The sequence below is a fragment of the Natrinema pallidum DSM 3751 genome (assembly GCF_000337615.1).
Lineage (GTDB): Archaea > Halobacteriota > Halobacteria > Halobacteriales > Natrialbaceae > Natrinema > Natrinema pallidum.
Window position 1 is genome coordinate 87,469 of the sequence record NZ_AOII01000037.1, and the last position, 18,805, is coordinate 106,273.

The following is an 18,805-nucleotide window of genomic DNA, read 5'->3' on the forward strand; positions in this document are numbered from 1 at the left end:
ATGTCTGAAATCACGCTTTCCGGACTCGAGAAGCGGTACGGGGACGAACTCGCCGTCGAGGACGTCTCGGTGACGATCGACGACGGCGAACTGCTCTGTCTGCTCGGGCCCAGCGGGAGCGGCAAATCCACGACGCTGCGGATGCTCGCCGGCCTCGAAACGCCGACCGACGGCGACATACGCATCGGCGACGAGGACGTAACCGATCGCCCGGCCTACGAACGCACCACCGCCACGGTGTTTCAGGACTGGGCCCTCTTTCCCAACAAGACCGTCCTCGAGAACGTCGCCTTCGGGCTGAAGATGCAGGGTGTCGGGAAGGAGGACCGCCACGACCGGGCCCGCGAGATGCTCGAGCGCGTTCGAATGGCGGAGTACGCCGACGACGATCCGATGAACCTGAGCGGCGGCCAGAAACAGCGTGTCGCGCTCGCGCGCTCGCTCGCCGTCAACCCCGACGTGTTGTTACTCGACGAGCCGCTGTCGAACCTCGACAAGCGACTCAGCGAGGACATGCAGATCGAACTCCGCGAAATCCACGCGGAACTCGAGGAGACTTTCGTCCACGTGACACACGACCAGGACGAGGCCTTTACCCTCGCCGATCGGATCGGCATCATGGCGGACGGGACCCTCGTCCAGGTCGGCGAGCCGAACGAGGTCTACCAGAACCCCAAAAACAGATTTATCGAGGGGTTCCTCGGCGATACGAACTTCGTCGAGGGGACCGTCGAGCGGACGACACCGGACACCGTCCGCGTCGAGACCGAACTGGGACGGACCGTCGGCCTCCCGACGGCGGCCGCCGATGCGACCGCGCTCGAGGCGGGCGATGCGGTGACGCTCTCGCTCCGTCCGGAGGTCCTCTCCGTCGAACCGGTGTCGGCGGCGTCCGACGACGCGGAGTCGTCCGGGGCCGTTCGCGCCGACGGGAGCACGACGAACGCCGTCGTCGGGACGATCGAGAACGTGCTCTACCGGGGGTCGACGGTTCGCTACTCCGTCGTCGTCAACGGGACCACGGTCTTCGTCGAGCGCACCGTCGGCGACGGCAGCGCGTTCGACGCCGGTGACGAGATTCGAATCGACTGGGACGGCGCGGACCTCCTTGCGTTCCGCGACGACGGCTCGAGGGTCGACCTGTAACGATGACCGGAACGCAATCGTCGCTGCCGGCACCGGTCGCTCGGCTCTGGGAACCGCTCCTTGAGCGGTCGCGCTCGAAACGGGCGCTGTTGTTGATGGCTCCGTTGTTGGTCTTTGAGTTGCTCCTCTTCGTCGCCCCGTTCCTGATCCTGCTTCGGATCAGTCTCATGGAAGGAGCGCCTGATCTCCGGTACGCGGCCGGGACGTGGTCGCTTGATGGGTACGTTGAGGTGTTCACTAACGGCGTGTTGCTCGACCCCATCATCTATTCGTTCAAACTGGGGCTGGCTGCCACGGCGATCACGGTCGTGATCGCGTTGTTCTACGCCTACGCGATCTGGCGAGCCGAGGGGGCGCTCAAATCGGCGCTGCTGTTCTCGGTGGTCCTGCCGCTCCTGACGACGCTCGTTATCAAGACGTACGCGTTCCGGCCGCTCCTCTCACCGAACGGAACGCTCAATGACGTCCTCCTGACGTTGAATCTCGTCTCGGAGCCGATCCAGTTCGCGCCCGGGACGGTGGGCGTACTCGTCGGCCAGATATACATCGTCCTCCCCTACGCCGTGCTGGCGATCTACAGCGTCCTCTCGACGATGGATTGGGGGCTCGTCGAAGCCGCCCGCGACCTCGGCGCGAGCCGTCCGCGATCGTTCGTCGAGGTCGTCGTCCCGCAAGCGATGCCCGGCATTCTCGTCGCGACGGTGATCTCGTTCGCCTGGAGCGTCGGCGCGTACGCTGCACCGGGGCTTCTCGGCAGTCGGGACCTGGCGTTCGCCATCGAAGTCGAGCAGCGGTTGCTATCGAACCTCGACTGGGAGATCGCGACTGCGTACTCGGTCGTCATGCTGGTGCTGATGCTCGCGAGCGTCGCCGTTCTGACCGTCGTGCTCGGCCGCTTCGGGGGTGAGGTCGAGTATGCATAGAGAGGCTATCGAGAACGCCCTGTTCCGTGCGGGGTACCTGGCGATGCTGGCGTTCATGCTGTTGCCGCTCGTCGTGGTCGTCGTGACCTCATTCGAAGAATCGGGACAGTTGCTCTTCCCGCCCGAGACCTACTCGCTGGGTCACTATCGCGCGTTCTTCGCGGAGACACGCTGGCTCTCGGCGTTCGACAACAGCCTCCTCGTCGGGGTCGGGACGACGGTCGTCGCGACGACGCTGGGCGTCACGGCCGCCTTCGGGCACGAGCTCGACGACGGCCGTGCCGGACAGCTACTCGCGCCGCTCGTCCTCGTACCGCTGTTGATCCCGCCGATCATCCTCGGCATCTCGATGCGCGTCTACTTCGTCAGGGTCGGGATGGACGCCTCGTACCTGAGCATCATCCTCGCACATACGCTGTGGGCGACGCCGCTCGTCTACTTCGTGATGCGGTCGGTGTTCAGTCGGTTCGACTGGCAACTGCTCGATGCGGCGCGCGACCTCGGTGCGGGCCCCATTCAGTCGTTCGTCTACGCCGTCCTCCCGAACGTCAAACACGGAATCTTCGTCGGCGCACTGCTCGCGTTCATCGTCAGCCTTCAGGAGTTCGTGATGGCCCTGTTCCTCTCGAATCACAGCACGCAAACGATCCCGGTCGTGGCCTGGAAAGCGCTGCGACAGTCGCTCGATCCGATGGTCAGCGTCGTATCGACGTTTCTCATCCTCATCTCGGTGGTCGGCATCGTGATCGCGACGATCGCGACGAACATCGAGTGGCTCTCGAAACAGCTCTCCTGATCGGCCATCGCGAACCGCTCTTTGTCGCTCGATAGCCGTCACGGCTCGGTTACACCGCTCTACTCGGTCTGAGGTGTGCACGCCGCACCAGTGCAATCCTGGCGACACTGAAACGGGCGATCGATGCCAGGACCCGAAGCGACGCCGCGGACGATCGTGTGGCAGCGATCGTCCCGCGTCCTTACAAGAAGCGGAAGGTCTCGAGGTTCTTCGGCGCGAAGGTGCGCATGTCGTACTCGTGGTAGAGCGCCGACGAGAGGTCCTGCGTGGAGCGCTCGTCGCCGTGGACGCACAGCACCTTCTCGGGGCGCGGGTTCATCGTCTTGACGAAGTTCTCGAGGCCGGCGCGGTCGGCGTGGCCGGAGAAGCCGTCGACGGTTTCGACGTTCATGTTCAGCGAGAGGGTGCCGCGGCCGCCGCCGTTGCCCATGGCACCGACCTCGCTGGTGGGGATCTCGTCCCAGCCGTTCTGAATGCGGCGACCGAGGGTCCCCTGGGCCTGGTAGCCGACGAAGACGAGCGAGGAGTCCGGATCGGGACCGATGTGGGAGAGCCAGGACATGATCGGCCCGCCGGTGACCATCCCCGACGTCGAGAGGATGATGCAGGATTCGCCGTCGGCGACGTCCTGCCGTTCCTCTTCGCCGCCGTCGATGTGATTGAACTCGTCGGCGAGGAACGGGTTCTCGTCCTCGTGGAAGATGCGATCCCGCAGGTCGTCCCGGAGGTACTCGGGGTAAGTCGTGTGGATCGCCGTCGCCTCCCAGATCATGCCGTCCAAGTGGACCGGCATCGAGGGGATATCGCCGTTCCGCATCGCCTCCTCCAGAACGAGCATGATCTCCTGCGAGCGACCGACCGCGAACGCCGGGATGACGACCTTTCCGTCCCGCTCGTAGGTCTCTTTGATGACTTCCTTGAGGTTCCGCTCGGAGTCTTTCTGGTCGGTCTGGTAGTCGTTGCGACCGCCGTAGGTCGACTCGAGGACGAGCGTCTCGACCCGCGGGAAGTCGTTGACCGCGCCGTTGAACAGCCGGGTATCCTCGTAGTGGATGTCGCCGGAGAAGGCGACGTTGTAAAGCCCATCGCCGATGTGGAAGTGCGAAACGGCCGAGCCGAGGATGTGGCCGGCGTTGTGGAACGTGAGTTTGACGTCGGGCGCGATGTCGGTGACATCGCCGTACTCGAGCGGGATACAGTGTTTGATCGCTTCGCGGACCTGCTCGCTTTCGTAGGGTGGGCTCCGGCCCTCTTTGGCCGCGACGTCGAGGTAGTCGAGCGTCAGCAGCCCCATCATGTCTCGCGTGGGCTCAGTACAGTAAATCGGCCCGTCGTAGCCGTACTTGAACAGGAGCGGGATCAGCGCGGAGTGGTCGAGGTGGGCGTGGGTCAACACGACCGCGTCGATGGTCTGTGGGCCCGCGCCGAGCGCCTCTGGTGCGTGGAGGTAGGGCACTTCGTCCTCGGCACCGGGTTTGTCGCCGCAGTCGATGAGGATCCGGGTCTCGGGGGTCGAGAGGATGAACGACGCGCGGCCGACCTCGCGACAGCACCCGAGCGTCGTGATCCGAACGTACTCGTCGTCGGACATCTCCTCGCGGTGGATCTGACGGCCGACTTTCTCGAGGATGTCACGACGGTCGTCGCGTTCCTGCTTGAGGAAGCTCCGAACGTTCGAGACGGTCGAGGACTCGATCGGCGGCGTGCGGACGACTTCGGGCGTCCAGCCGACGTTCTTCGTTATTTCGCGGAGCGTCGACCCGTGGCGGCCGATGACCATGCCGGGCTTTTCGGCCTCGATGACGACCTCGCCGGTGTCGGCATGGAAGTCGAGGTCGGTGACGCCCGCGTCCTCGGGGATGACGTTCATGATCTCCTCGCGAGCCTGTTCGGGCCGCGAGAGAACGCTGGGGTCGGGCCGGACGGTGATCCGCTTGCGAAGTTTGCTCGCGAGTTGCCGAATGAGGTCGCCCTGCTGGGCGAACTTCTTCGGGTCGCGCGTGTAGACCACCAGTTCGGGGCCTTCGTATTTCACCGAGGAGACCGAGATATCGCTCGGTAACTCGCTCGTGATCTGTGCTTTGAGATCGTCGAGTTGCTGCTCTACAGTGCTCATAATCGCCGAATGTGGCTTGCGTGAACTCGCCGTCCGGGATCGAACGCGGCATCGGGCCGGGGAGAGAGGATCGGGACCGGAGAACGACTCCCGGTTCCGTGACGAACGCCGCGGAGCGGCCACCGTCCCGGAACCGATCGCGAGCATCGTCGTCCGCGCGGGACAACGTCGCTCACACTCCGTCTCGTCTCCCGATTCATCGTATCCTACTCCGTAGCTGACGAACACGCTCCCGGATCGGTTATCCTGGTCCGTGCGGGACAATTCCAGGGAGAACCCGCTTACTCGAGGCTATTCTTTGCGTGGTATAAAAGCCTTCGCAAAAACCAGGGCCGTGGGAGTCGGACGTATCAGTACGGTATGTACATTACTCCGACTCGAGTCCGCGCGGAACGTGACTGGGTGGTGAATCGAACGGAGACGGTCGTTGCCCTCATCAACGACGTTCGAACCGATCTCGGCGACGCCTTCGGGGCCGATGTCGACGCGGTCACCGAGTCACAGTATCGGGAGGCAGTCGACGCCGTCTTCGCTGACGGCGATCTGGCCGTCAACGTCGCGGCGCTGATCGCGATCCTCAGGGAACTCGATGTCGACGGGGATTATCCGGGATTCGTCGTCGACGAACTCCTCGGGCGCGAATTAGCCGCGACGATCGCCGGCCCGCAGCCGCTGCGGACGCTCGGCGAAGCGACCTTCCATTACGCCGACGTGCGGGTCCACGGCGGTGCGGACGAAAACGCCGGCATCGACGACTGCGAGGCGGCCCTCGCGGCCGGCTTCCAGGAACGACTCCCCGGCTGGGACTGGACCGACAGCGAGAGTCCCTTCGCCATCGAGCGGTGAGCGGCACCGATGGGCGGGCCGACAGACGGCGGTCTCCGTCTAGCCGTCCGTCTCGTTCCCCGCAGTCGATTCGTTCCCGTCGCTCGATTCGTTTCCGGCGGCCGTCTCGGTCGCGGTCTCGGATTCGTTCGTCTCTCCGTCCGCCCCCGTTTGCCGTTGTTGCTCGAGCAGTGCCTGCTGTTGCTCGAGTTGTTGGGCTCGCTGTTGTTGCTGTCGGACGAGCGGATCGTACTGCTCGCCGGGATAGATCGCTCCGACGGCCCCATCGCGCAGCGACTGCAGGATCGCCTCGTCGGAGCCGGTGACGAGGAAGAGCCCGTACGCGGTCTCGGAGTTTTCGATCGTGATGGCTGTCGGAGCCGAGTCCTCGAAGTCGGTTGCAGCGGATTCGACTAACTCGCGTTGTCGCTTCTGGTACTCCAGTTGCGCCTCCTGTCGACCGAGATCGCCGCTCTCGACGTCGGACTGTATCTCGTCGCCGAGCGTCGAGATCGTTTCCTCGTCCGGTCTGACTTGGAGCGTGACCGCGGCGGTCGCGTCGTCGTCCGACTGACCGATCGATTCGAACTGGGAACAGCCGGCCAGCGATGCGGTTGCACCGGCACCGGTAAGCGCGAGGAAGCCCCGGCGGGTCGGCAGATTCGACATTGTCTCTGACATGCGGGGACGAGGGCCGATATACCTTCTGCGTTGGACCTCGCACGCGCGGTCGGCGGCAACCGACGCGGGACGGACTCCTCACCACAGCGGACACCTTTTATCCGCGCCCGAACTACCACGGCCCAGTGACTGATTCAGTGGACGGCACGCGAACGGAAACCCTTCAGGAGCCGACGCCAGCGGCCGCTCGCGACATCGTCGCCCGCGGCATCGACCGGGCGGCGATCGTGACCGTCTACGGGCGCTGCACCGTCGACTACGAGGGCCGAGCCGCGAGTCACCTCGAGGCAGGCGACCGGCACGTCATGCTCAAGCCCGACGGGGCGGCGCTGGTCCACACCGACGAGGGGCAGCAGCCGGTCAACTGGCAGCCGCCGGGCTGTACACACGATGCCGTCTGCGAGGACGGCGCGCTCGTTCTCGAGAGCGTGCGATCGACGCCGGACGAGCGCCTCCGGGTCCGGTTTCGGGAGGTGCTGCAGGTTTCGGCGTTCTCGGGCACCGACGAGAACGAACTCGCCCTCGTCGGCACCGAGGAGGACCTCCGCCAGCGGATTCTCGAGGATCCAACCGTGCTCGAGGCCGGTTTCACGCCGCTGGCGACCGAACGCGAGACGCCCGCGGGTGCGGTCGACATCTACGGCGAGGATGCGGCCGGCCGGGCGGTCGTGGTCGAATTGAAGCGCCGACGGGTCGGGCCGGACGCGGTAAGCCAACTCCGACGCTACGTCGACGCCCTCGAGCGCGATCTCCACGCCGACGCCGCCGTTCGAGGGATACTGGTCGCTCCCTCGGTAACCGACCGTGCGAGTCGGCTCCTGACCGAACACGGCCTCGAGTTCGTCTCGCTCGAACCGCCGACCGAGTGACCGCCCGCCCTCGCTTCGGCGGATCAACGGCCCGCGTCGGTCCCCTCGGCGAGCAACGGCTCCGCGACCTTTCGCTGGGCCGTCCGGAGGGCTTGGAAAACGTGGCCGGCGAGATGCGCACCGTCTCGGCGACGTCTTCGCCGCTCTGTTCCCGCGGGCAGTCGAAAAAGCCGGCGCTGTAGGCCGTCTCGAGTACCTGACCCTGTTTCTCCGTGAGCGAATCGAGGACGCGCATCTGGAACACCTCGGCGGTCCGGTCCTCGGCCCAGCGGGGTCGCTGTGCGAGCACCTCGAGCGCCGCGGCCCTCGTCGTGGCCGTCCTGACGGCGAGCGGTTCGTCCCCAGGGAAGTCGTGGCCGACGACCTCGAGGGGCGCACTGTCACCGACGAGGAGCGCACGGGTCAGGGCCTCGGTCATCGTGTCTCGTCCGATCGGTGAATTTCCGTTAGTAGTACGTGTTTGTCCCTGACGGGAGTCGTTGACTATGCTGCCGGGTACGTCCCCTCGAGACGCGTCCGCTTGAGGACGTGCCCATCCGCCGCCGACTCGAGGTCGGCTGCGCTCGCGTCCGTGTCGAGGTCGAGCGTCGTATCCAGGGCGAGCAGTTCGAACCGGTATGTGTGTTCCCTGTCCGGCGGATTCGGGCCACCGTAGCCGTGATCGCCGTAGTCGTTCGTCCCCTCGGTCGCGTCGTCGGGGTCCCACGCTTCCGGAATCGTCCCCGTCTCCGGCGGCACGTTCCAGACGATCCAGTGGTCCCACACCGTGCCGGCGGGCTCTTTCGCGTCGGGATCGTCCACGATCAACGCGAGGGTCTCCGCGTCGTCGGGGACGCCGTGAATCTCGAGGGGTGGGTTGACGTTCGTCTCCGTGTAGCCATACGCCTCCGGGATTCGGTCCCCGTCGTCGAATGCGGGGCTCTCGAGTGTGAAGTCACCCATGTTGCTCACGCTCCGTGTGCGCCCGTTTCAGCGGTCACCGTCGAGAGAGAAGAAACTTACACGCGGAGCCGGGAACGGCGGTGTCACTGGCTGCTGTGGCGCTCTCGATCGGCTACCGGCGACCGACGAATATCGCGATCCCGAGGAGTAACAGCCCGATGCCCCACCACAGCGAATCGCCCGGGAGGAAGGCGAGCAACAGCGTGACGAGACCCGACGTGATGAGGGACCACCCCATCGTCGTTCGGTATGACATACCGCTAGCTTCTCGCCGAGGCGGTTGTGCGTTGTGCCGGTCCCTGCAACCCGACCGAGTCCACGGAATCGAAGCTTTTTCACTCGAAGTGACAGATAATTGAATGTGGCGACCGAACTCACGATCCGTCGGTATCGATCTGACGACGGCCCCCGCGTTCGAGAACTCCACGAAACGGCCATGCGCGACGCCGACGCCTACGTCCCGGGCGTTCCGGACGACGACCTCGAGTCGGTCACGGAGACGTTTCTCGAGACCGGCGGTGAGTTTCTGGTCGGCGAGCTAGCTGCTCGGATCGTCGCGATGGGTGCGTTTCGACCGGTCGACGAATCGGCGTCTATCGCGACGTTCGTTCCCGACCTCGTCGACGCGGCGGTCGAGGTGACTCGACTGCGCGTTGCTCCCGACGTGCAGCGCCGCGGCTACGGACGGCAGATATATCGGGACCTCGAGGAGCGCGCCCGATCGCCCTCGATACGAGGCCGACCCAAACCGCGGCCCGGGGTCTGTACGACGCGGACGGCTTCGAAGCGGTGCATCGCGAGCGATTCGACGACTTCGACGCCCCCTTCGAACTGATCTTCTATCGGAAATCGATCGCCGACGATGGGTAAGCGGTCGTCACTCCTCGAGCAACCGCTTCAGCCGATCGAGTTCGGTGAGCGCTTCCACGGGGGTGAGATGGCCGAGATCGAGCGCCCGGAGTTCGGCGGCGACAGCGGTCGGCACGTCCCCACCGTCCGCGGTCGTGGCTCCCGTAGCGCTCTCCGTCGGTTCGGAGCCGGGATCGCCACTCGAGTCGACAGCGCTGGTACCGTCCGTCTCGCAGTCCTCCTCGGCCGCGTCAGCGACCAGTTCCCGCGAGCGATCGACGACGGGGTCGGGAACGCCGGCCGCGGTCGCGACCTCGACGCCGTAGGAGCCCGTCGCCGCGCCGGGCGCGATTTCGTGATGGAAGACGACCTCGCCGTCGTCCTGATCGACCTCGAAGTGCAGCGTGAACGCGGCCGCGAGGGCCTCTGCGAGTTCGGTCAGCGGATGGTGGTGGGTGGCAAACAGCGTCGTCGCGCCGACCTCGTCGTGGAGGTGTTCGGTGATCGCCTGCGCGATGGCCATCCCGTCGGCGGTGGAGGTCCCCCGCCCCACCTCGTCCAACAGGACGAGCGACCGCTCGTCGGCCTCCCGCAGGATGGTCGCGAGTTCGTCCATCTCGACCATGAACGTCGAGCGCCCGCCTGCGATGTCGTCGCTGGCACCCACGCGCGTGAAAATCCGTTCAACAGGCGTCAGCCTGGCCGCGTGAGCCGGGACGAAACTGCCGACCTGCGCGAGCAGGACGATCTGGGCGACCTGGCGCATGTAGGTCGACTTCCCCGACATGTTGGGACCCGTAATCACGGCCAGCCTGCGGTCGCTCGTCAGGTGTGCGTCGTTGGGGACGAACGACTCCTGCGTGCGCTCGACGACCGGGTGGCGGCCGCCTTCGATATCGATGACGGGACCCTCTCGCCCGTCGTGCTCGAGCATCTCGGGCCGACAGTAGTCGTACCGGGCCGCGACGGTCGCAAGCGAGACGAGCGCATCCAGCGTCGCGATCGCGTCGGCCAGCCCCTGGACGCGTTCGACCTCGGCGGCGACCTCGCGACGAACCTCACAGAACAGGTCGTACTCGCGTTCGTCCGCGCGCTGCTGGGCACCGACGATCTCGTCCTCGCGGTCCTTCAGCTTCGGCGTGACGAATCGCTCGGAGTTCTTCAGCGTCTGCCGGCGCTGATAGTTGTCGGGCACCGACTCGAGGTTCGGGTTCGTGACCTCGATGTAGTAGCCGTGGACCGAATTGTGGCCGACCTTCAACGAGTCGATCCCCGTCCGCTCGCGCTCGCGCTCCTCGAGCTCGTCGATCCACCGCTTACCGTCTCGAGCGGTCCCGCGGAGCTCGTCGAGGTCGTCGTCGTACCCCGTCGCGATGATCCCGCCCTCGGTGATCTCGATCGGTGGCTCGTCGACGATGGCGTCCGCGATCAACTCGCGGACATCCACGAGGGGGTCGAGGGCCTCGTGCAGGTCCCGCAGGCGCTCACAGTCGGCGTCGGCCAAGAGGTCCCTGATCTCGGGCACGACCGCGAGCGTCTCGCGCAGCGAGCACAGGTCCCGCGCGTTGGCTCGCTCGCGCGAAATACGGCCGATCAGCCGCTCGAGGTCGTAGACCTCCCGCAGCCGGTCGTGGAGTCGTTCCCGCCGCTGGACGGCGGACTGCAACTCGGCGACCGCATCGTGGCGCGCCTCGATCCGGGCGGGATCGAGCAGCGGCCGGCGGAGCCAGTCCCTGAGCGTACGGCCGCCGAGCGCGCTCGCGGTCTCGTCGAGGACGCCGACGAGCGTGGAGTCGTCCCGTCCGTGGACGGTCCGGGGTTCGAACAGTTCGAGGCTGCGGAGGGCGACGGCGTCCAACAGCAGGTACTCGCGAGGATCGTAGCGGGTGAGTTGCGTGATGTACTCGAGGTGCGCGTCCGCGTCGCCCTCGACGACGGCCGCGACGCGTTCCGTGTCGGTGTCGCCGCGTTCGCCCTCGTGTTCGCCGCCGCGGACGTACTCGGCGTACGCGAGCAGCGCGCCGCAGGCCCGTATTTCGGCGTCCCCGGCGAGCAGGGCGTCGGGGTTGCGGAAGTACGCGGAGAGCGTTGCCCCGGCCCGCTCGCGATCGAAGGCGCGCGCGTCGAACGGCGTCACCATGCAGTCGTCGGGAACGGGGTCGGCGGCTGCGTCGGGGCCGACGACGGCCTCCGAAGGGGCGAATCGGCTCACCTCGTCGGCGATCGACCCGGCCGCGGTCGCGCTCGTCGCGTAGAAGTCGCCCGTCGACACGTCGAGGAAGGCGAGACCGAGTCGCTCGTCGTCGCGTGCGATCGCCGCGACGAAGTTGTTGTCGTCGCCGGCCAGCAGTTCGTCCTCGGTGAGCGTCCCGGGCGTGATCACCCGCGTGACCGCGCGCTCGACCACGCCCGATGTCTCGCCGGGCTCCTCGACCTGGTCCGCGACGGCGACGCGGTAGCCGGCCTCGAGCAACGTCTCGATGTACGACTCGGCGTTGTCGATCGGAATGCCGGCCATCGGGTACTCGCCGGTGGAGTCCTCGCGGCTGGTCAGCGCGATCTCGAGGAGGCGCGCGGTGCGCTCGGCCGCGCCGCAGAACGTCTCGTAGAAGTCGCCCACCTGAAAGAGTACGATCGCGTCGTCGTAGCGCGCACAGAGATCGTGATACTGCGCCATCATGGGCGTCAGCTCGTCGCGTTTCTCGGCCATCGCGTCCGGAGGGCCAAGCGCCGAATCCATGCTCGAAAGCGGCCGCCCGACGCTCAAATACCTTGCTGGACACGACCGACGGGACGGGAGCGGATACGACCGGGGCGCTCGAGGGCGTCGCTGTCGCTCGATGCGGCGACGTTACAGTAGCACCTGAAACGATTGACACACTGATCGCAACGCCGCCGTGCGATCTGGTGTGCGATGACTGTCAGTTGCGACTCTCGCTCGCGTCCGACGCGGTCGTCTCGAAGTACAGGGCCGCGTGGTTCGCACAGCCGGGATTGAACGGGGCGTCACAGGCCGGGCAATCGTACTCGGCCGCGAGGTAGTCGGGGACGGTGAGTGGAGTCCCGCAGCAGCCACACAGGACCGAGGGCTCGTCGAACCGGGCTCGAGGCCACGGGACGGCCTCGTGGTCGGTCGTTTCTTCATGGCACCGAAAGCACGGGTAGTAGCGTTCGCAGCAGGCGAATTTGAACGCGACCACGTCGCGGTCGGTGTCGTAGTGGGCACACCGGGTTTCCGGACCGACTGCGACGCCGTGGACCGTGTGACCGCCGATCGAGTGCACGCGTGGCTCGAGGGCCGGCGAGTGCTTCGGTGTTGTGGTTGGCGGGGAGTGGTCGAGAGGTGTTCGTGGCTCGAGGGACAGTTCCGCTGGAGTCCGACGGGTTGCTCTATCCGTGCCTCGACAGGGCAGGGGAATTGTGCGGCGCGCTCTGCGCGGCGTGCTGGCAGTAAGTCGAACTGGCCGATTTGAGACGATACAACGTGCTGCTCCAGCAGTAGGAGAGGTTAGGACCTCGATAATGAGTGTTGTCGAGTCCGCTTAGGAGGAAAGATTAGACGTATGTGTTTACCCCCAGAAATCGCAGGAGGACAGTAGGTTCAAAATCGGGGAATTCAATTAGAAATCCGTAAAATTCGACCGCCGNCTGAGAGATATATAAATCAAATAGAGGGTGCTGTTTTCAGCCGTCTCAGTGGCTCAGCCAGGAACTCTATGGGGGTAAACACATGCGATTAGACTATGGCTGAACACTAAGTACTCCACCTGTACTGAACGCGAGTTTCGCGACCAACTCTAAATAAAGAAGGTGTACTACCAACTACTGCTAAGGGAATCGACTATAGTACTAATAGATTCCTGAACCAATCATCTCATATACCATGAGAATAATCAGCTAAACCACATGACCGGACTCGGCAAGCACTTTGCAGTCACTCTCTTACAACAGGAAGCACAGTCGTCAAGCACATTGCTATCATTGTTTGTGGGCGTTGGTGTTTCTTTCCTCTCTGCGATTCTTGTGTACACTGCACGGCAAGTATGGGAAAAGAAGAAACTACACAGGGCACTGATCACAGAGGTCGGGGAAATGGACGGAATCAAGATTTGTGCAGAACATATGGATCGAATCAGAGCCCCTCCAAATCGCCAACTGTCTGCTGACGATGTACCTGCCGAAGACTCGATCCCTACCACCGTGTACAGCACCACCGCAGCCCGAATCGGTCTTCTTGGTGGGATACTCGGTGGGAACGAACTGGAGGGAGCTGTCAAGTTTTATTCAAAGGTTCTTCGATACAAATCCATCATCCGCGAAATCGGCAGCCAAGAACATGTCGCAACAGTTAGCAACGGTGGCAGTAGAACTGGAGCAAATTCAATGCCAGTCTCAGACAGTGATCAGGAGGATCTGTACAACAAAATTGGTATGCTAAACGATGTACGAGACAAGATCATCAGAACAGAGTCGTTTGACGTTGATTACCCGGAAGAACTGTGATAGAGACTACCCGCAAGAACTAACTGAATTGTGTACATGCGCTTATATATGATCCAAAGTTCGCTTTCTCCCGCATCTCGTAGGAGGTGCAAGACCAGTGAGTGATACGACTGGTGACTTCCTAGGACTGAGTGGCCTGGAATTCGAGAGTCGAGAGTCCTTCATCAGCTACCTTGATCAGCAGTACCGGCAGGAGAAGTTGACAGGGAGTTTCAACATTATTGCTGCTGTGAACAACTTGGACGACCCAGCCAAGTTCGCCCCACTACTCAAACAGCGGTTCAACGTCCTTGAGGAGAATGACGATCTGCTACGGATACACACGACGGTTGATGAAGAGCCGGTCTATAGCTATATCTTCCTTGACAACACTGCACCGATCTTCCTAACGAACGCGAATAAGACCGATCAAATCCCACCCACCATCATCCGGTTCTTGCAGGAAACCCAGAACGTTGGACGGTTGATGCTGTCGAAGCGTGAGATCGATGAGACACGGAAGGCGATTGTCTCGGAGCACGAGAACGTGATGATTCCCTTCTTTAGCGCTCGTCGATCTGCTGATGAACCGATTACAGCGCAACGGAGACCGGATACAGAACGCTCGATCCAGTATCGGGCTAATGATGGGCTAGAAACGTATCGAGAGATGCGGTACAATTACGGCGTGTTGCCGTCCATTATGACGTTTGAGTGCCCGAACCAGTTCAAATTCAAAATAAAGAGCGATGGGACGTTCGTGCACTCGAAGGGTGGTCTCGAGACGTTATGGGGGTGCTTGAAGCAGGAGATTGAGAGAGTGGAAGAGGTCGTGCGGTACGCAAATACTGGCTCCTACGAACAAACGGAAAGTGCTTTCATTTCCGAAGAAGAGCAGTTTACGGTAAGTAGACCGTGGGCCGTGGAAATTGAGGAGGGTATTTCAGCAGAGCCCATCAAGTCACTGCCAACCCAATTGAACAGTTCATTTTGGGAATTCAGCGTTGCAGATTGCTATTTGCAGCCAGAAATCCGATCCTTTGAAGCAGAAGTTATTGACGATACCACGCAGGAGCGTACGACGATGAAGACAAAGGGGAACGATATTCGGATCTACCCGCGAGAGTTCACTGATGTTGATCAGTCACTTAGACTGTATAACTTTATCAGTGATCACTTCGATGCCGATTGTAAGCCGAAGAAGGTCGCATGAATGAGAGGGCCAGAACATTACGATAACGAGTACTATCAGCAGCTCGGGCCACAAGACAAGAAGGACTTTGAGAAACTATTCCGCAAGAAGGTAAACTCGATCGACGAGGAAGGTGCACGCGAGAGTTACGAGCGGTCTTTCCAGTCGAATTTTGAAGCTGAGTATCGGCTATTTCGGGATATTGTGAATGCGTTTTCTTCTGGACAAGCCGGGTTTGAGGCTACTGTTGTTGATCCACTGTATGAGTTCGGGGACTCGAATGCGGAGGTACTGCTGGCAAAATTCCAGTCCAATAGCGTTCACCTGTGTTTTGTTTCCTGCTGTGTTGGGGGTCATAATTACACTGAGTGGATGTCTGGGGTGAACGAAACACACGAACTGGCCAGTGATGATGAGATGATGGAGGCCCTGAAAACGCATATCAATTGTTCTGGCTTGGAATTGGGAACGGTGCAGTACGTGACTATCACGCGCGATATCGATATTCCTGATGCCGATGTCCGGATTCTAAAGGCTGGTACCGATCCTGAGTACTACGCTGTCTGGAAGTTGCTTCGTTCAGCAGAATATAATGAAGAGGAAGAAGAGATGGAAGATGCTAAAACAATAACGTATCACGATGGAAAAATGGCTGTTCCCGACTTCCAACAACTTTGTGAGCGGGGAATTGATCCCACAGCTGCTGAGAACGATGACATCAAGTATTCTCTCACGTCACACCCTGTCTTCCCGGTCGGGGAGGTGTGTTTGGATCTCTATTTGGACAAGCTGGGTGATAAGGAGAATCCAAAGGAATTCTATGAAAATGAGTTTGAGGAGGCATTTTTAGATAATATTTACTTTGGGAATGATCGTGGTGCGATGACGTCTCTAGCAGAGGATCAGGTTGACATCTTGCTTGAGTTTGGGCTCAAGCATGGAATTTTGAAGGAGGATTCTGATGTTGTAGATGAGCGTGATTATAAGATAATGTGGGGTTCGGAAGATGCGGGCGCTATCAAATCAATGGTGCGAGAGAAGTTTATCGATTCGCATGTGTTTACCCCCATAGAGTTCCTGGCTGAGCCACTGAGACGGCTGAAAACAGCACCCTCTATTTGATTTATATATCTCTCANCGGCGGTCGAATTTTACGGATTTCTAATTGAATTCCCCGATTTTGAACCTACTGTCCTCCTGCGATTTCTGGGGGTAAACACATACATCGATTCGAAGGTTCCGGAGGAAACCGGGGAGATTGCATTCTTGCGTGCGAAGGAGGATTTCGAGGAAGGCGAGCACTCCCTTGATGACTTCGACATGGACTGATTCGGTGTCTGTTCTCTCGAATTTCGCTACGGCAGGCTAAGTGGCTGACCTGTCTTTCACATGTTGTGGATGTGATTTTACCTTTCCACTCCTTATCGGCTAGTATAGCTGCAACTGAACCATACGTTGGGAGAACATACCGCTGCGGGAAAGTTACAAGCGTTGCACTCGTGAGCGAGAACTCGCAGCAAAAGTTGGGTGATATTATAATTATCTTGACGCTCGGCCAATCATTCTATAAATAGAAGATGTTGAAGTGTTATCCTGATTCAACTGCCTGGGGTCGCACGTCGACAGAATCCGATTCCCTAATATGCACACGAGTTGCCGATTGTCGTGTGTATATTGAATAGACTATTGTCTGGAAATTCATCATATTTTGGGTCTGGTGAGCGAATTTATAAGCACACATCGTTCGGATGATCTGAAAGGTCATCGAATAGCCTGTGTTCACGGCAGGTCCAGAAACACAGCCTAAAGCACCAGTCTTTTAATCATATAAGTAAGTCAACTATTATGGGCACGGAGCGGAGAAAATTTTGGTCAAAGAGAACAATAGCCTATATTGTGGGAATGACAATTGCCGTGACAGTCTCTGATATCGTAAGTCCAGCAATTGGGATCTCAAATAATATATTACATATCATTGTGACAGTTATATGTGCGTATGTTTTTATTACAATTCTCGAATTGATACTCACAATGGGAAATACTACATGATGGAATAAATTGGAAGGTCTATCTGACGATCTGTTTTGAGGGAGGAGTGATTAAAAACAAACCGGGGAAACGCAGGCTAGGTCGTTCGTGCTCCCATTACTTCGGTTCGAGTTCGCTCGCGTCAATCTCGCCCTCGAGCCATAGCCGTCCACGATCGGTGATTCGGTAGTATCCGTCCTCGACTCGCTCCACGAATTCGTACGCGACCAAAATAGACAATCTATTTGTCACGTGCTGACGAGACAGATCGCCGTTTTTCGCGATCGCTGTGGGGCCGAGCATGAGACCGCCCTCAAGGATCTCAAGGATGATCTCGTCGGCTTTGACCATCCAGTCCGCCCGCTTCCTCATTACCCCTACACTGTCGGAGTTCTCCTTACACTTGTCGGTAGCCTAGAATGTTTAGTCAATACCATCAATCTCAATTTACGGTATCGTCAACACATTTATTTCAGTGGAACGGGTATTATCCGATAACGCGAGCCACACGCGGATCTGCCTGTCCTGGTCCGCTCGGAAAATGCGGACCGGTGCCACCAACACCGGGTCCGCACGGCTCGCGTAGCCATGGGACGCAAGCCATGTCAAACGACACTTCACGGGGCCTTGAAAGCCCCGACGCGAGAGACGCATCGCTCCACTCCGCCTCCATCGACGGGACCCGAACTGACCGCGAGGAAACCCCGATCGGTGTCGACATCGGCGAATACAACATCTATACGGCCTGCCCGATCGACCTCCCGGACTGGCGGGGTGCGCACGCGGTCTGTGGGGACGACCTCTGCCAGCGACTCGACGACTTCCGCCGCGAGGCCGCCGCCGTGCTCGCCAGTACGTACGATCGACCGACCATCGCCGCCTACGTCCAACAGCGTCGCGACGCCCTCGTCGCGGCCCTCGATGCCGCGGCGCGGACGGTCTGCGAGTACGCGACCGCCTACGACGATCCGGTGCTGGTCACCGAGGACAGCCACTACAGTCCGGACCTGTGGGCGTGGCTGACCGCTCCCAACGCCCACCGCGGTTCGACATGGCTCCTCTCAGCGGCACACCTCCGGCTCCGGACCGTCGCCGCCGAGTACCGACTCCCGGTGGCCGCGGTCCCCGAAGCCTACTCCACGCAAGAGTGTCACGCCTGCGGCGTCCTCGGGACTCGAGAACTGAACACGACCGTTCGATGCACGAATTCGAACTGCCACGTCGACACCGTGGCCGCGGATTACAACGCCGCGAAGGTCCTCGCCCGACGCTACTACCCCGGCCGGTGCTGTGACTACCGCCCGAATGAGTCGTCGCATCCCGGCGATCGCCCGGCGCTCGCCGCCGACGGCGGACGCCCGGACTGAGCGCTCGAGCGTTATTCGAACTGGGCGGTGTCGCCGCGCCGATAGCGGTCGACCCGGCGGTAGCCGTGGACGGTCGCGCTGGGGTCGAGCTCGAGTTCGTAGCGGCCGATGATGTCCTGCGTGTCCGGCACGGCCCGGCGCTCGACGACCTCGACGACGGCCCGCCAGCCCTCGTCGGTCGGCGTGATCTCGCTGACGCCGTCGAACTCGTGGCCGATGAGGTCGGTGGCGGTCGACCGGACGGTCTGCCGAACGGCGAGGATACCCGCGATCTCCGCCTGGTCGACATCGATGTCCGCCTCGACCTCGTCGGGGTCCGTCTTCTCGGCCGCGGTCATGGGCGTCGTCCCGCGCGATCGCGGTTCGTCGACCTCGCCGCGGTCGGCCTGTTCGTCGGCCTGATCCTCCGATTGGGGTGGCTGACTGTCGCTCACTGTGGGATCACTCTCGTCGTGTTGGTAGCAAAAGCCGTCGTCCCGGGCGGGGCGCGAGCAGCGCTCGCCGTCCTCGGTGAGGGCCTTGCACTGCTCTCGTGATTGGGCGTCGGCTTCGGCCATTTTCGTGGTGTGGTCTGCGGTCCGTTCTGTGT

General features: G+C 61.5%; 18 protein-coding genes and 1 pseudogene. 10 read left to right on the forward strand and 9 right to left on the reverse strand.

The features are described 5' to 3' along the window. The 3 genes from C487_RS05615 to C487_RS05625 are packed head-to-tail and all read left to right on the forward strand — an operon-like array spanning nt 1 to nt 2,865. Nucleotides 1-1,146, forward strand: a complete 1,146-nt coding sequence (locus tag C487_RS05615) for an ABC transporter ATP-binding protein (RefSeq protein WP_006184723.1) — start codon at nt 1-3, stop codon at nt 1,144-1,146. Between the two features lie 2 nt (nt 1,147-1,148). Then, a complete protein-coding gene (locus tag C487_RS05620; protein WP_006184724.1) occupies nt 1,149-2,069 on the forward strand; it encodes an ABC transporter permease in 921 nt (306 codons plus the stop codon). After that, nucleotides 2,062-2,865 (forward strand): ABC transporter permease, encoded by an 804-nt coding sequence (locus tag C487_RS05625; RefSeq protein ID WP_006184725.1) that lies wholly within the window; start codon nt 2,062-2,064, stop codon nt 2,863-2,865. The genes C487_RS05620 and C487_RS05625 overlap by 8 nt, the downstream gene beginning before the upstream one ends. A gap of 181 nt (nt 2,866-3,046) precedes the next feature. Here the strand turns inward: C487_RS05625 and C487_RS05630 are convergent, their stop codons facing one another. Further along, nucleotides 3,047-4,981, reverse strand: a complete 1,935-nt coding sequence (locus tag C487_RS05630) for a beta-CASP ribonuclease aCPSF1 (RefSeq protein WP_006184726.1) — start codon at nt 4,979-4,981, stop codon at nt 3,047-3,049. 360 nt (nt 4,982-5,341) lie between these two features. Here C487_RS05630 and C487_RS05635 point away from each other — a divergent pair, with 360 nt between their 5' ends. After that, the gene (locus tag C487_RS05635; protein WP_006184727.1) at nt 5,342-5,827 is read left to right on the forward strand and encodes a hypothetical protein; all 486 of its coding nucleotides are present in this window, start codon (nt 5,342-5,344) and stop codon (nt 5,825-5,827) included. 39 nt (nt 5,828-5,866) lie between these two features. On the opposite strand, the gene C487_RS05640 is transcribed toward C487_RS05635, so the two are convergent. Next, complete coding sequence (locus C487_RS05640) at nt 5,867-6,475, reverse strand: hypothetical protein (protein WP_006184728.1); 609 nt, start codon at nt 6,473-6,475, stop codon at nt 5,867-5,869. Between the two features lie 137 nt (nt 6,476-6,612). Between C487_RS05640 and nucS the strand changes: the two genes are divergently transcribed. Next, nucleotides 6,613-7,356, forward strand: coding sequence for an endonuclease NucS (gene nucS, locus C487_RS05645; protein ID WP_049907959.1), 744 nt, complete (start codon nt 6,613-6,615; stop codon nt 7,354-7,356). Between the two features lie 103 nt (nt 7,357-7,459). Here the strand turns inward: nucS and C487_RS21820 are convergent. The 3 genes and pseudogenes from C487_RS21820 to C487_RS20940 all read right to left on the reverse strand — a co-directional run. Beyond that, nucleotides 7,460-7,774 (reverse strand): annotated as a pseudogene (locus C487_RS21820) (helix-turn-helix domain-containing protein); the annotation flags it as partial. 65 nt (nt 7,775-7,839) lie between these two features. Continuing rightward, nucleotides 7,840-8,298 (reverse strand): YbhB/YbcL family Raf kinase inhibitor-like protein, encoded by a 459-nt coding sequence (locus tag C487_RS05655; RefSeq protein WP_006184731.1) that lies wholly within the window; start codon nt 8,296-8,298, stop codon nt 7,840-7,842. Between the two features lie 112 nt (nt 8,299-8,410). Further along, complete coding sequence (locus C487_RS20940) at nt 8,411-8,554, reverse strand: hypothetical protein (RefSeq protein WP_162831887.1); 144 nt, start codon at nt 8,552-8,554, stop codon at nt 8,411-8,413. Nucleotides 8,555-8,659: 105 nt separating this feature from the next. On the opposite strand from C487_RS20940, the gene C487_RS05660 reads away from it, so the two are divergent. Then, on the forward strand, nt 8,660-9,133 hold the full coding sequence (locus C487_RS05660) for a GNAT family N-acetyltransferase (RefSeq protein ID WP_006184733.1): 474 nt from the start codon (nt 8,660-8,662) through the stop codon (nt 9,131-9,133). 42 nt (nt 9,134-9,175) lie between these two features. Here C487_RS05660 and mutS read toward each other — a convergent pair whose 3' ends face one another. Then, nucleotides 9,176-11,887: a DNA mismatch repair protein MutS gene (gene mutS / locus C487_RS05665; RefSeq protein ID WP_049907960.1), complete on the reverse strand. Its 2,712-nt coding sequence runs from the start codon at nt 11,885-11,887 to the stop codon at nt 9,176-9,178. A 181-nt stretch (nt 11,888-12,068) separates the two neighbouring features. Continuing rightward, on the reverse strand, nt 12,069-12,431 hold the full coding sequence (locus C487_RS05670; RefSeq protein WP_006184735.1) for a CHY zinc finger protein: 363 nt from the start codon (nt 12,429-12,431) through the stop codon (nt 12,069-12,071). A gap of 622 nt (nt 12,432-13,053) precedes the next feature. On the opposite strand from C487_RS05670, the gene C487_RS20140 reads away from it, so the two are divergent. From C487_RS20140 to C487_RS05680, 3 genes are all read left to right on the forward strand, one after another. Continuing rightward, the gene (locus C487_RS20140; protein WP_138652131.1) at nt 13,054-13,650 is read left to right on the forward strand and encodes a hypothetical protein; all 597 of its coding nucleotides are present in this window, start codon (nt 13,054-13,056) and stop codon (nt 13,648-13,650) included. Nucleotides 13,651-13,747: 97 nt separating this feature from the next. After that, complete coding sequence (locus tag C487_RS05675; protein WP_006184736.1) at nt 13,748-14,842, forward strand: hypothetical protein; 1,095 nt, start codon at nt 13,748-13,750, stop codon at nt 14,840-14,842. Then, nucleotides 14,843-15,943, forward strand: a complete 1,101-nt coding sequence (locus C487_RS05680) for a hypothetical protein (RefSeq protein WP_006184737.1) — start codon at nt 14,843-14,845, stop codon at nt 15,941-15,943. 1,023 nt (nt 15,944-16,966) lie between these two features. Here C487_RS05680 and C487_RS05685 read toward each other — a convergent pair. Next, nucleotides 16,967-17,221, reverse strand: coding sequence for a winged helix-turn-helix domain-containing protein (locus tag C487_RS05685; protein WP_006184738.1), 255 nt, complete (start codon nt 17,219-17,221; stop codon nt 16,967-16,969). A gap of 230 nt (nt 17,222-17,451) precedes the next feature. On the opposite strand from C487_RS05685, the gene C487_RS05690 reads away from it, so the two are divergent. Continuing rightward, nucleotides 17,452-18,216 carry a zinc ribbon domain-containing protein gene (locus C487_RS05690; protein WP_006184739.1) on the forward strand — a complete coding sequence of 255 codons (765 nt, stop codon included), beginning with the start codon at nt 17,452-17,454 and terminating at the stop codon, nt 18,214-18,216. Nucleotides 18,217-18,227: 11 nt separating this feature from the next. On the opposite strand, the gene gvpO is transcribed toward C487_RS05690, so the two are convergent. Then, nucleotides 18,228-18,773, reverse strand: a complete 546-nt coding sequence (gene gvpO / locus C487_RS05695; RefSeq protein ID WP_006184740.1) for a gas vesicle protein GvpO, halophile-type — start codon at nt 18,771-18,773, stop codon at nt 18,228-18,230. Nucleotides 18,774-18,805 lie beyond the last annotated feature (32 nt).

Bases quoted from the DNA above. Each gene is read 5' to 3' on its own strand.
- C487_RS20940 (WP_162831887.1), bottom strand. From the start codon at position 8,554: ATGTCATACCGAACGACGATGGGGTGGTCCCTCATCACGTCGGGTCTC.
- C487_RS05655 (WP_006184731.1), bottom strand. From the start codon at position 8,298: ATGGGTGACTTCACACTCGAGAGCCCCGCATTCGACGACGGGGACCGA.
- gvpO (WP_006184740.1), bottom strand. From the start codon at position 18,773: ATGGCCGAAGCCGACGCCCAATCACGAGAGCAGTGCAAGGCCCTCACC.
- C487_RS05630 (WP_006184726.1), bottom strand. From the start codon at position 4,981: ATGAGCACTGTAGAGCAGCAACTCGACGATCTCAAAGCACAGATCACG.
- C487_RS05640 (WP_006184728.1), bottom strand. From the start codon at position 6,475: ATGTCGAATCTGCCGACCCGCCGGGGCTTCCTCGCGCTTACCGGTGCC.
- C487_RS05625 (WP_006184725.1), top strand. From the start codon at position 2,062: ATGCATAGAGAGGCTATCGAGAACGCCCTGTTCCGTGCGGGGTACCTG.
- C487_RS20140 (WP_138652131.1), top strand. From the start codon at position 13,054: ATGACCGGACTCGGCAAGCACTTTGCAGTCACTCTCTTACAACAGGAA.
- C487_RS05685 (WP_006184738.1), bottom strand. From the start codon at position 17,221: ATGAGGAAGCGGGCGGACTGGATGGTCAAAGCCGACGAGATCATCCTT.
- C487_RS05615 (WP_006184723.1), top strand. From the start codon at position 1: ATGTCTGAAATCACGCTTTCCGGACTCGAGAAGCGGTACGGGGACGAA.
- C487_RS05635 (WP_006184727.1), top strand. From the start codon at position 5,342: ATGTACATTACTCCGACTCGAGTCCGCGCGGAACGTGACTGGGTGGTG.
- C487_RS05690 (WP_006184739.1), top strand. From the start codon at position 17,452: ATGTCAAACGACACTTCACGGGGCCTTGAAAGCCCCGACGCGAGAGAC.
- C487_RS05680 (WP_006184737.1), top strand. From the start codon at position 14,843: ATGAGAGGGCCAGAACATTACGATAACGAGTACTATCAGCAGCTCGGG.
- C487_RS05620 (WP_006184724.1), top strand. From the start codon at position 1,149: ATGACCGGAACGCAATCGTCGCTGCCGGCACCGGTCGCTCGGCTCTGG.
- mutS (WP_049907960.1), bottom strand. From the start codon at position 11,887: ATGGATTCGGCGCTTGGCCCTCCGGACGCGATGGCCGAGAAACGCGAC.